The sequence below is a fragment of the Cellulomonas endophytica genome, assembly GCF_004123805.1.
GTDB classification, from domain to species: domain Bacteria; phylum Actinomycetota; class Actinomycetes; order Actinomycetales; family Cellulomonadaceae; genus Cellulomonas; species Cellulomonas endophytica.
The window spans coordinates 1-11,342 of the sequence record NZ_RWJX01000094.1 but is presented as its reverse complement, the minus strand read 5'-3'; the positions used below and the strand labels follow the sequence as shown (position 1 = coordinate 11,342).

The following is an 11,342-nucleotide window of genomic DNA, read 5'->3' as shown; positions in this document are numbered from 1 at the left end:
CGCCCTCGCGGACGCCGGCGGCCCGCAGGAGCCCCCGCAGCTCGTCGAGGTCGGCCTGCGCGAGCACCGTCGGGTCGACCGTGGTGCGGACCTGCACCGCCACGCCCGAGGCCAGCACGAGGCGCAGGGACCGGAACGCCGCGTGCGCGCTCGTCGCCGGGCCGCCCGCCCGGGTCACCGCCCGGTAGAGCCGCGGGGGCGCCTTCACGTCGAGGAACACCCGGTCGACGAGGGGCAGGACCGCCGCGAGCCGCCGGGGGAACGCCCCGCCCGTGTGCAGCCCGACCGCCATCCCCGCCGCGCGCACCTCGCGCATCGCCGCCGCCAGCCCGGCCTGCCGGGTCGGCTCGCCGCCGGAGAACACGACCGCGTCGAGGAGGCCGCGCCGCCGGGCCAGCAGGTCGCGCACGTCCGACCACGGCACGGCGCCGGGCCGCCGGGGGTCGAGCAGGCCGGGGTTGTGGCAGTACGTGCAGCGCCAGGGGCAGCCCTGGAGGAACACCGTCGCCACGAGCCGGCCGGGCCAGTCGACCGTCGACAGCGGGGTCAGGCCCGCCACGGCGAGGTCGTCGGCGGCGGCACCCGCCGCCCGCGGCACGGGCGCCGACGCCCGGCGCAGGGCCGCGCCGAGGTCCTCCCGGCGCAGGACGGGCCGGCTCCGGGGGGCCCGCGGCACCGCCGTCCCGCTCGCCGGGACCGGGGCCGGCGCGGTCACCGGGCACCCGCCGCCGCGAGGCCGGCCCTCGCCGGGTCCGCCGGCGCGGGACCTGCCGGCGCGGGACCTGCCGGCGCGGGACCTGCCGGGGCGGAGCCCGTCGGGGCGGATCCCGTCGGGGCGGATCCGGCCGGCCCTGCCTCCGACGCCAGGCCCTCCGGCTCCCGGAACGGCACCCGCTCGGCGTGCTCCCCCTGCTTGCCCACGTTGAAGGAGCTGACGGGGCGGTGGTAGCCCATGACGCGCGTCCACACCTCGCACACGACGGGCCCGGCCCCCGGGCCGCGCTCGTCGGCGCAGCGCGGGCACGTCGGCTGCTCGCCCGCGAGGTAGCCGTGGGTCGGGCAGATGGAGAACGTCGGCGTGACGGTGAGGTACGGCACGCGGAAGCGGGTGAGCGCACGGCGGACGAGCTCGCGGCACGCCTCGGGCGAGGACACCGCCTCGCCCAGGTAGAGGTGCAGCACCGTGCCGCCGGTGTACCGCCCCTGCAGCTCCTCCTGCCGCCCGAGCGCCTCGAAGGGGTCGTCCGTGAAGCCCACGGGCAGCTGCGAGGAGTTCGTGTAGTACGGCCGGGCGTCCGTGCCGGCCTGGCGGATGCCGGGGAACCGCCGGCGGTCCTCCTTCGCGAAGCGGTAGGTGGCGCCCTCCGCCGGGGTCGCCTCGAGGTTGTACAGGTGGCCCGTCGCCTCCTGCAGCCCCACGAGGCGGGCGCGCAGGTGGTCGAGCACGCGCAGGGCCACCGCGTGCCCCTCGGGCGTGGTGAGGCCCTCGTCGTCGCCGGAGAGGTTCCGGACCATCTCGTGCAGGCCGTTGACGCCGATCGTCGAGAAGTGGTTCTCCAGGGAGCCGAGCCACCGGCGGGTGTAGGGGTAGAAGCCCTCGTCGACGAGGCCCTGGACGACGGAGCGCTTGAGCTCCAGCGAGGTCGCCGCGAGGTCGACGAGCCGGTCGAGCGCGGCCAGGAGCGCCCCCTCGTCGCCGGCGTGGAGGTACCCCAGCCGCGCGCAGTTGATCGTCACGACGCCCACGGACCCGGTCTGCTCCGCCGACCCGAAGAGGCCGTTGCCGCGCCGGAGGAGCTCGCGCAGGTCGAGCCGCAGGCGGCAGCACATGGACCGCACGTCGCCGGGGCGCAGGTCGGAGCCGAGGAAGTTCTGGAAGTAGGGCAGGCCGTAGCGGGCCGTCATGGCGAACAGCCGGTCGGCGTTCGGCGACGTCCAGTCGAAGCCCTCCGTGACGTTGTAGGTCGGGATGGGGAAGGTGAAGGCGCGCCCGTCCGCGTCGCCCTCCGTCATCACCTCGAGGAAGGCGCGGTTGAGCAGGTCCATCTCCGCCTGCAGGTCGCCGTAGGTGAACGGGCAGGGCTCGCCGCCGACGAGGGGCACCGCGTCCCGCAGGTCGTCGGGGCACGTCCAGTCCAGCGTGAGGTTCGTGAACGGCGTCTGCGTGCCCCACCGGCTCGGCACGTTGAGGTCGTGGACGAACTCCTGCACGGCCTGGCGCACCGCGTCCGGGGAGAGGCCGTCCCGGCGCACGAACGGCGCGAGGAGGGTGTCGAACGAGCTGAACGCCTGCGCGCCGGCCCACTCGTTCTGCAGCGTGCCGAGGAAGTTGACCATCTGCCCGAGCGCGCTGGTGAGGTGGCGCGGGGGGCGCGAGGCCACCCGGCCCGGCACGCCGCCGAAGCCCTGCTCGAGGAGCGCGCGCAGCGACCAGCCCGCGCAGTAGCCGCCCAGGACGTCGAGGTCGTGGACGTGCAGGTCGCCCTCGCGGTGCGCGCGCTCCACCTCCGGCGGGTACACCTGCGAGAGCCACCAGTTCGCGACGACCTTGCCGGCCGCCGACAGCACGAGGCCGCCGAGGGACCAGCCCTGGTTCGCGTTGGCCGCGACCCGCCAGTCCGAGCGGTCGAGGTACTCCTGCACCGTGGTGCGCACGTCGACGACGACCGGGGGGCGGGCGGCGTCGTCGGGCGCGACGGCGGGGGCGGCGGGCGGGGCGCCGCGTCCGGCACCGGTGTCGGACGTCGGGTCGCTGTGGGCGGTGCGGGGCGCGGCGGGCACGGCTCTCCTCTGCGGGCTCGGGCGGGGGCGACGGCCGGCCGCCGGGGACGGCGCCGGCCGGTGGGGGCACCACCGGGCAGGACAGTCTCGGGACCCCCGCGACGGGCGCACGGGGACGTTCGTCCCTCCTCGCCCGCCGCGACGACGAGATGCCGGTCCGGGTCGCTCGTGGCCGCGCAGGCGCGACCCGAAGCGGCACCTCGTCGCGGGGTGGCGGGCTCCCGCACCCTCGAGCAGCAGAGCGGGGGAAACCCGCTGACGACGAGATGCCGCTCCGGGTCGGCCGCGGCCCCGGACGAGCGACCCCCAGCGGCACCTCGTGCGGGGTGGCGGGCCTAACCCAGGACGGAGCGGCCGCCCGCCGGCAGCCCCGCCCTCACGACGAGATGCCGGTCCGGGTCGGCCGCGGCCGCGCACGAGCGACCCGGAGCGACACCTCGTGCCCGGGCAGGGTCCCCCGGGGTCGAGCGGTGGTCCGGCGGCGGCCGGCTCAGGCCGGTGGGGCGATCGCGTGCAGGCGCACGCGGTCGCCGGGGCGCAGCTGGGCGGCGGCCGCCCGGGCCGCGGGCGTGAGGACCGCCACGACCGGGTAGCCGCCCGTCACCGGGTGGTCGGGGCCGAACAGGACGGGCAGGCCGCTCGGCGGGAGCTGGACCGCGCCGGCGACGAGGCCCTCCGTCGGCACCTCCCCGGGGAGACGGGCCACGGGCGGGCCGGCCAGGCGCACCGCTACGCGGTCGGAGTCGGGGTCGACCGTGAAGAGGGCCGCGCCCAGGGACGCGAGGCCGCCGCGGAGCCGGTCCACCCGCGGGCCGGGGAGCACGTCCAGCACCGTGGCCGCGGCGGCCGCGTCGGGGTGGGCCTCGGAGGCAGGGCCTCCTCCGGTCGCGCGGACCGCCGCGTCGACGCCCGCGGCGGGCGCGCCGTCGGGCCGCGGGTCGACGTCGCGCTCGTCGCGGACCTCGTGGGGGTCCTGCAGGTCGTCGCGGAGGTCGTCGCGGAGGTCGTCGCGGAGGTCGTCGCGGAGGTCGTCCCGGTGCGTCGGCAGGGGGACCGCCTCGACGGCCGCGTCACCGGCCGGCAGGCGGTCGCCCGCGCGCAGGGGCGGAGGCCCGAGGCCGGCGAGCACGTCCCGCGAGCGCGAGCCCAGCACCGCCGGGACGGCGACGCCGCCGCGCACGGCGACCCAGGTGCGCAGCCCCCGGGCGGGCGTGCCGAGCCGCAGCTCCGCGCCGGGACCCAGACGGACGGCGGTGCCCGTCGGCACGGCCACCCCGTCGAGCCGGGCACCGGGGTCGGCCCCCGCGAGGGCCACGACGTGCGTGCCCGCCGCCAGCAGGGCCAGCCCCCCGAGCAGCACCTCCAGGCCGGCGGCGTCCGGCCGGTTGCCGACGAGCCGGTTCGCGGCGCGCAGCGCGGCGGGGTCCGCGGCGCCCGACCGCGGCACGCCGACGTCCGCGCGCCCGGGGCGGCCGCCGTCCTCCACGAGGGTCAGCGGTCCGGGGGCCAGGACCACCAGCGCGGGGCGGTCGGCGTCGCCCGCCGCCGTCGGCCCGGGCGGGGTCACGGGCCGGGCCGCCGGCGGGGCCGTGCGCGAGGTCGGGGGCGGGGTCGGGGTCGGGGGCGGGGTCGGGGTCGGGGGCGGGGTCGGGGTCGGGGGCGGGGCGGTCGGCCCCGTCCCCGGGTCGGTGCCGAGGGTGCGCACCCCGGCGGTCGCCCGCGCGGGGACGAAGCGCACGCGGACCCCGGGCGCCAGGGTCGCCGGCGGCTCGCGGTCGACGTCGAAGAGCACGGCGTCCGTGCGGCCGAGGAGCCGCCAGCCCCCCGGGGAGGCCGCGGGGTAGACGGCGGTGAAGGCGTCGGCGACGGCGACGGAGCCCGGCGGCACCCGGGGCCGCGGGGAGTCGCGGCGGGGGACGTGCAAGCCCGGGTCGAGGCCCACGAGGTAGGCGAAGCCGGGCAGGAAGCCCCCGAAGGCCGCGGCGTACGTGCCGGCGGCGTGGCGGGCGACGACGTCCTCACGGCTGGTCCCGGTCAGCGCCGCGACCTCGTCGAGGTCCTCCCCGTCGTAGACGACGGGCAGCTCGACGACGGCGGATCCCCGTCCCGGTCCGCCGTTCGGCCCCCCGCCGGACGCCGCGCCCGCGACCGCCGCCCGCAGCCACGCCTCGACGGCGGCGAGCGCGCGCGGCCGCGGGTCCGCGACCCGGACGAGCACGCTCGCCGCCGCCGGGACGAGGTCGACGACCGCGGGGTGCCGCCCCGCGCGCAGCGCCGCGTCGACCCGCCGGACGGCGGCCAGGTCGGGCAGGTCGACGAGGAGCGCGTCCGTCCCGTACCGGTGGACGACGAGGGGGTCGCTCACGCCGGGACGCGCCCCGACGCCGCACCGCCGACCGGGAAGGCCCGCACCGGCACGCCGGCCGCGGCGAGGGCGGCTCGCACGGCCGCCGCCAGCCGCGCGGCCCCCGGGGTGTCGGAGTGCACGCAGAGGGACGCCGCGCGCACCGCGATCCTCGTGCCGTCGACCGCCGTGACCGTCCCGGTGGTCGCGAGCCCGACCGCGCGTCGCCCCGCCGCCGCGGGGTCGGTCACCAGGGCGCCGGGGGCGCCGCGGGGGACGAGGAGGCCGTCGGCGCGGTAGCCGCGGTCGACGAAGGCCTCGGCGACCGTGGGCAGCCCCGCCGCCGCGGCGAGGCGCAGGACCACGGACCCCGGGGGGCCGAGCACGGCGAGCGCCGGGTCCACCGCCCCGACGGCCGCCACGAGCGCCGCGGCCTGCTCCCCGTCGTGGGTGACGCGGTGGTACAGGGCGCCGTGGGGCTTCACGTGGCGGACCGTGGCGCCGACCTCGTGCGCCGCGGCGCGCAGCGCCTCGAGCTGGTCGACGACCTGCGCCGTCAGCTCCGCCGCCGGCAGGTCCGTGGGCCGTCGGCCGAAGCCCTCGCGGTCCCGGTAGGAGGGGTGCGCGCCGATGCCGACGCCCCGGGCGGCTGCCGCGGCGCAGGTCGCCCGCATGCTCGCCGCGTCCCCGGCGTGGTAGCCGGCCGCGACGTTCGCGCTGGTGACCAGGCGCAGCAGGGCCTCGTCGTCGACGGGCGCACCCGCGCGCCACGGGCCGTCGCCCTCGCCGAGGTCGCAGTTGAGGTCGATCCCCTCGTCGCCACCGCCGTGGCCACCGCCTCCGCTGCTCGTGCCGGCGGCGCCACCGGGGCCGGCGTCGCCGCTGCCGTCCGTCGCGCCGTCCACCCCCGCATCGTCGCGCACCACGGGCTCCGGTGCGGGGCGGACGCGGCGCGCGGCCGGCGTCAGGACACCTGGACCTCCTTCCAGAACGCCACGTAGCCGCTGAAGTCGCGTCCGACGCGGTCGGACGCCGACGGGTAGGGGTGCGGGTAGGACCACGCGCGGTCGTGCAGGGTCGTGCCCCCGGCCCGGACGTCCCAGTACTGGCACTCCCCCTTCCAGGGGCAGGTGTAGGGCGTCGCCGAGGCCTCGAGGAGCTCGGTCCGGACGGCCGCCGGGGGGAAGTACACGTTCCCCTCGATGTGGAGCACGTCCTCCTCGGACGCCTCCGCGAGCACGGTGCCGTTCAGCATGGCGGTCGGCATGGCGGGTCCCTCCGTCGGGCCCGCGGCCGGAACGCTGCGGGCGGTGGCGCGGCGACCGTACGACGGCGCGCCACGGCCCGCGCGCCCACCCCCGGGACGTCTCAGCCGCCGACGGACGCGTCGCCCTCGGGCAGGATCGGGCACGGTCGGACGCAGCCGGACGGGTTCATGCGCCCGTCCTCCGGGTCCCGCCCGTCCGGAGGGGTCGGGAGGTTGCAACTCGGTCACGAGAGTTCCTGTGAGCACGGTCCCACCGCCATGATCGAGGCGGACCCGCGGCAACGGCGCCGCGTGTCCTCCGCCTCGCCCCGGTCCGCCCGCGCTCCCGGTCAGCCGCCCCGCTCCCGGTCGACGCGTCCGGCGGACCGGGCGGGGCCGGTCCGGATGCGCGTCCGGCCCCGTCCCGCCCGGGTCGGCCGCACGACGGCGGCCGGCCCCCGCCCCGCACGGGCGTGCCCCGCCGCGGGGGAGGATGGTCGGGTGGACTCCCCGGACCTGCTCGACGTGCTCCTCGCGGGCGGTCGGCGGGCCGAGCGGGCCACGCACGTCCGGCACCTGCCGGCGCGCGAGGGGCGGGCGGTCCCCTGGCCGGCCTGGGCGGACCCGGCCCTCGTCGCTGGCTACGGCGCGCTCGGCGTGCAGCGCCCGTGGACGCACCAGGCCGAGGCGGCCGAGCACGCCTGGGCGGGGCGTCACACCGTGCTGGCGACCTCGACGGGGTCGGGCAAGTCCCTCGCCTTCTGGCTGCCCGCCCTCACGGCCGCCCGCGCCGCCGTGGCTCCTCCGCCCGCGGCCGAGCGGGGCCGGATCGAGACCGTCGAGCGGCACGCCACGACCCTCTACCTCTGCCCGACGAAGGCCCTCGCCGCCGACCAGCTGCACGCGCTGGAGCGGCTGCTGGACGCCGCGCAGGTGCGGGACGTGCGCGTGGCCACCTGCGACGGCGACACCCCGCGGGAGGAGCGCCGCTGGGTGCAGGACCACGCGGACGTGGTGCTGACCAACCCGGACTTCCTGCACTTCGCGCTCCTGCCGCAGCACCGGCGCTGGACCCGGCTCCTGGCGTCGCTGCGCTACGTCGTGCTCGACGAGTGCCACGCCTTCCGCGGCGTCTTCGGCGCCCACGTGGCCCTCGTGCTGCGCCGGCTGCTGCGGCTCGCGACGCACCACGGCGCCACACCCACGGTGCTCCTGGCCTCGGCGACGACCGCCGACCCCGCCCGCAGCGCGGCGCGGCTGGTCGGGGTCGACCCCGACGACGTGCGGGCGGTCACCGAGGACGGCTCCCCCGCGGGCCGCCGCACGATCGTCCTCTGGCAGCCCCCGGTGAAGCCGGGCACGGGCCCCGACGGCTCCGCGCCGTGGGCGGCCCTGCTCCCGGAGGAGGACCCCTGGTCGGGCGACCACCCCCGCCGCGCCGCGACCGCGGAGACGGCCGACCTGCTGGCGGACCTCACGAGCGCGGGGGCGCGGACGCTCGCGTTCACGCGCTCGCGCCGGGCCGCCGAGTCCGTGGCCGCGGCGACCCGGGGCCACCTCGCGGCCGTCGACCCCTCCCTGCCCCGGACGGTGGCCGCCTACCGCGGCGGGTACCTGCCCGAGGAGCGCCGCGCCCTGGAGGCGGCGGTCCGCACGGGACGCCTGCGGGCGCTGGCCACGACGAACGCCCTGGAGCTCGGCGTCGACATCTCCGGGCTCGACGCCGTCCTGCTCGCGGGCTGGCCCGGCACCCGGGTGTCGTTCTGGCAGCAGGCGGGGCGGGCGGGGCGCGCGGGGGCGGACGGCCTCGTCGCCCTCGTGGCGCGCGAGGACCCGCTGGACACCTACCTCGTGACGCACCCGGAGGCGGTGGTCGACGCCCCCGTCGAGGCGACGGTGTTCGACCCCGGCAACCCCTACGTGCTCGGGCCGCACCTGTGCGCCGCGGCGGCGGAGATCCCGCTGCGCGCCGAGGAGCTGGCGGTCTTCGGGCCGCGGGCGCCCGAGCTGCTCGACGTGCTCGTGGCGCAGGGCGCGCTGCGGCGCCGCTCGTCGGGCTGGTACTGGACCCACGCGGAGCCGGCCGCCCGCCTCACGGACCTGCGCGGCACGGGCGGGGACCCGGTGCGCGTCGTCGAGGGCGCGACGGGCCGGGTGCTCGGCACGGTCGACGCCGCGGCGGCGGACGCGACCGTGCACGAGGGCGCGGTCTACGTGCACCAGGGGGTGTCCTTCGTCGTCGACGGGCTCCACCTGGCCGACTCCCTGGCCCTGGTCACGCGGCGCGACGTGGACTACGGCACCTGGGCGCGCTGGCTCACGACGACGGAGGTCGTCGGGACGGAGCGCTCGGTGGCCTGGGGCCCGGTGACGTGGGCGCTCGGGCAGGTCGACGTGACGACGCAGGTCCTGGGCTACCAGCGCAAGCGGATCCCGGACCTGCAGGTGGTCGGGTCGGCCGAGCTCGACCTGCCGGCACGGACCCTGCGGACGGCGGCCGTGTGGTGGACGGCCCCGGCCGAGGTGCTGCTCGCCGCCGGCGTCACCGTCGAGCTCACGCCCGGCGCCCTGCACGCCGCCGAGCACGCCTCCATCGGCGTCCTGCCGCTGCTGGCGACCTGCGACCGGTGGGACCTGGGGGGCCTGTCCACCGCGCAGCACCCGGACACCGGCACCGCGACGGTGTTCGTGCACGACGCCTTCCCCGGCGGCGCGGGCTTCGCCGAGCGCGGCTTCGAGCTGGCGGGGACGTGGCTGCGCGCGACGCGCGAGGTCATCGCGACCTGCCCCTGCGCCACGGGCTGCCCGGCGTGCGTGCAGTCGCCGAAGTGCGGCAACGCGAACAACCCGCTGGAGAAGGCCGCCGCCCTCCGGCTGCTGGACGTGGTCCTCGGGCACGCGCCGGCCGAAGGCGCGGGTGCGGGTGCGGGTGCGGGTGCGCCGGAGGCGAGCGCCTCGGACGGCGGCGCACACGACGGGGAGCGGGCGCGGCGTGAGGGCCCGGTGAAGATGTCCGGCGGCCGTTGACCGGGCCCGGGAGCCGCCCGACCCTGGCGGCGTGACGCCGCCCGGCCCCCTGCCCCCGCCGCTCGTCGCGGCGCCCGGACCGCTGGCGCGCCGGGTCGTCGGGACGCTCCTCGTCACCGCGGCGCTGCTCGCCGCCACGTACGGCACCCTGCTGGTCCCGCTGCTCGGGAACGGCCTGGCGGACGCCGCCGGGGCAGCCGGCGGCGCGGACGGAGGGGTACCGGCGGTGCGGCTGGGCTCGGCGGCGGACGCGCCCCCGCCGCTGGGCGCGCTCGTGGTGACGGGCTGGGCGCTCACCGCAGCGCTCGCACCCCTGGTCGCCCTCGCGGGGCTGGTCGGCGGCGCGACCGCCGCGGTCCTGCTCGCCCGGGACGGACGGCGCCTGCTCGCGGTGCTGGCCGTGCCGGCCGCCCTGACGCACGGGGCGGTGCTGGTGGCGGCCGCCTCGCCCTGGGGGCAGACGGCGGCACGGCTCGTCCTGGGCTGAGCCGGTCGCGGCGCGGCCGGGCACCCGACGCGAGGACCCGGCGACCGTGGCGACCTCGGGGCCCCGGCGACCGGGCCCGCCGTCACGACAGCACGCCGGCGGGACGGACGCCGGCGTGCGCGCGCCGCTCGACGGGTCCGAGCGGCCCGGGGCCCACGACCCGCACCCGGACCGAGCCGTCGGGGTCCAGCCCGCAGGCCACGAGGCGGACCCCGTGCCGGACGGCGGCCCGCTCGGCCACCTCGCACCCGGCCGCCCCGCGGCGCAGCGCCGCCGACCCCGCGCCCAGGGCCGCGAGGTCCGCGGCCGTCTGCGCCCGGGCCGCGGCGACGACGGCGCCGCCTCCCACGCCCAGCGCGAGGGCGACGACCACGGCGACGGCCGCGAGGACGACCACCAGGACGGACCCGGAGCCCGCCTCGCCGCCGCGCGCCGTCACGGCTCGACCGCCGCGCTCGCGGTGGCCTCGACGGTCCACGCCGTGCCCCACCGGGCGACCTCCACCCGGCGGGACACGGTCACGCGCACCCATCCGTCCGCACGCCCGACCTCGACCCGTGCCCCGTCCCCCGCCGCTCCGGCGGCGCGGACGGCGGCGTCGTCCTCGCCCAGCGCCGCCGCACGCGCCGCCGCTCGCGCGCCCTCCTCGCACGCGAGCCGGGTCGCGACCGCGCTCCCGACCGCCAGGACGAGCACGAGCAGGACGAGCACCACCGGCAGCGCGAGCGCGAGCTCGGCCGTGACGCTCCCCCGGTCGCCCGACCACGGACGGGGTCGGACGACGGGCGCCGCCGCACCCCGGGCCGCACCCCCGTGCCCGCTCCCCTCACCCGGGCGACCGGGGGGACGCCGGCCGGTCACGACGACAGCGCCCGCTCGATGATCCCGAGCAGCAGCGTCCGCACGCTGCCGCCCTTGAGGATGACCAGCAGCAGGCCGGCGAAGCCCACGGCGGCGAGGGTCACGACGGCGTACTCCGCCGTCGCCATCCCCGCCTCGTGGGGCAGGCGCCGCCCCGCCGCCCACCGCCGCCGGCAGGCGTGCACCGCCCGGGCCGTCAGCGTCCGCAACCGTCGCACCATGAGGACCTCCCTCTCGGCCGCCCCGACGGCGGCCACGGCACGAGGGTGGCGGCGGTGCCCGGCCCGCGGCGGGGGCGGCGTCGCCGCCGGGGACGGATCCCGTCCTGCGGGGGCTGTGGACGTCCCGACAGCCGCCCACCTCATCCGCCGAGCAGCCCGTCGAGGAGGGAGAGCACCACCGGGACGAGCCCGAGCAGGACGAACGCCGGCAGGAGGCAGGTCGCGAGCGGCAGGAGCAGGCGCACCCCCAGCCGCGCCGCGGCCTCCCGGGCGCGGCGGCGCTGCTCGGCGCGCCGACGGTCGGCGAGCGCGCGCAGCGCCGCGACGGGCGAGGCCCCGGCGGCCCACGCCGGTCCCAGCGCGGCTGCGAGGCCG

The 11,342-nt window shown here is 79.6% G+C and carries 11 protein-coding genes; 2 read left to right on the top strand and 9 right to left on the bottom strand.

The window, feature by feature from the left end:
- The 5 genes from EJA20_RS16710 to EJA20_RS16685 form a co-directional block, all read right to left on the bottom strand.
- Positions 1 to 676 (bottom strand): anaerobic ribonucleoside-triphosphate reductase activating protein (locus EJA20_RS16710; RefSeq protein ID WP_240675598.1); only part of this gene is annotated, 676 nt, incomplete at its 3' end.
- Between the two features lie 35 nt (positions 677 to 711).
- Positions 712 to 2,655 carry a ribonucleoside triphosphate reductase gene (locus EJA20_RS16705; RefSeq protein WP_240675599.1) on the bottom strand — a complete coding sequence of 648 codons (1,944 nt, stop codon included), beginning with the start codon at positions 2,653 to 2,655 and terminating at the stop codon, positions 712 to 714.
- Positions 2,656 to 3,271: 616 nt separating this feature from the next.
- The gene (locus EJA20_RS18860) at positions 3,272 to 5,146 is read right to left on the bottom strand and encodes a 5-oxoprolinase subunit B/C family protein (RefSeq protein ID WP_164984037.1); all 1,875 of its coding nucleotides are present in this window, start codon (positions 5,144 to 5,146) and stop codon (positions 3,272 to 3,274) included.
- Positions 5,143 to 5,934, bottom strand: a complete 792-nt coding sequence (locus EJA20_RS16690) for a 5-oxoprolinase subunit PxpA (protein ID WP_129339672.1) — start codon at positions 5,932 to 5,934, stop codon at positions 5,143 to 5,145. The genes EJA20_RS18860 and EJA20_RS16690 overlap by 4 nt, the downstream gene beginning before the upstream one ends.
- Before the next feature lie 155 nt (positions 5,935 to 6,089).
- Positions 6,090 to 6,392, bottom strand: a complete 303-nt coding sequence (locus EJA20_RS16685) for a DUF427 domain-containing protein (protein ID WP_129339670.1) — start codon at positions 6,390 to 6,392, stop codon at positions 6,090 to 6,092.
- A gap of 480 nt (positions 6,393 to 6,872) precedes the next feature.
- Here EJA20_RS16685 and EJA20_RS16680 point away from each other — a divergent pair, with 480 nt between their 5' ends.
- Together EJA20_RS16680 and EJA20_RS16675 are read left to right on the top strand one after the other, a co-directional pair.
- The gene (locus EJA20_RS16680; RefSeq protein WP_240675597.1) at positions 6,873 to 9,398 is read left to right on the top strand and encodes a DEAD/DEAH box helicase; all 2,526 of its coding nucleotides are present in this window, start codon (positions 6,873 to 6,875) and stop codon (positions 9,396 to 9,398) included.
- Between the two features lie 31 nt (positions 9,399 to 9,429).
- Positions 9,430 to 9,885: a hypothetical protein gene (locus tag EJA20_RS16675; RefSeq protein WP_129339668.1), complete on the top strand. Its 456-nt coding sequence runs from the start codon at positions 9,430 to 9,432 to the stop codon at positions 9,883 to 9,885.
- Between the two features lie 82 nt (positions 9,886 to 9,967).
- Here EJA20_RS16675 and EJA20_RS16670 read toward each other — a convergent pair whose 3' ends face one another.
- The 4 genes from EJA20_RS16670 to EJA20_RS16655 form a co-directional block, all read right to left on the bottom strand.
- Complete coding sequence (locus tag EJA20_RS16670; protein WP_164984036.1) at positions 9,968 to 10,324, bottom strand: Rv3654c family TadE-like protein; 357 nt, start codon at positions 10,322 to 10,324, stop codon at positions 9,968 to 9,970.
- The gene (locus EJA20_RS19800) at positions 10,321 to 10,746 is read right to left on the bottom strand and encodes a TadE family type IV pilus minor pilin (protein WP_129339666.1); all 426 of its coding nucleotides are present in this window, start codon (positions 10,744 to 10,746) and stop codon (positions 10,321 to 10,323) included. The genes EJA20_RS16670 and EJA20_RS19800 overlap by 4 nt, the downstream gene beginning before the upstream one ends.
- Positions 10,743 to 11,003, bottom strand: coding sequence for a DUF4244 domain-containing protein (locus tag EJA20_RS19185; RefSeq protein ID WP_240675595.1), 261 nt, complete (start codon positions 11,001 to 11,003; stop codon positions 10,743 to 10,745). The genes EJA20_RS19800 and EJA20_RS19185 overlap by 4 nt, the downstream gene beginning before the upstream one ends.
- Positions 11,004 to 11,107: 104 nt before the next feature.
- The coding region (locus EJA20_RS16655) for a type II secretion system F family protein (protein ID WP_205687556.1) at positions 11,108 to 11,342 on the bottom strand (235 nt) is incomplete at its 5' end.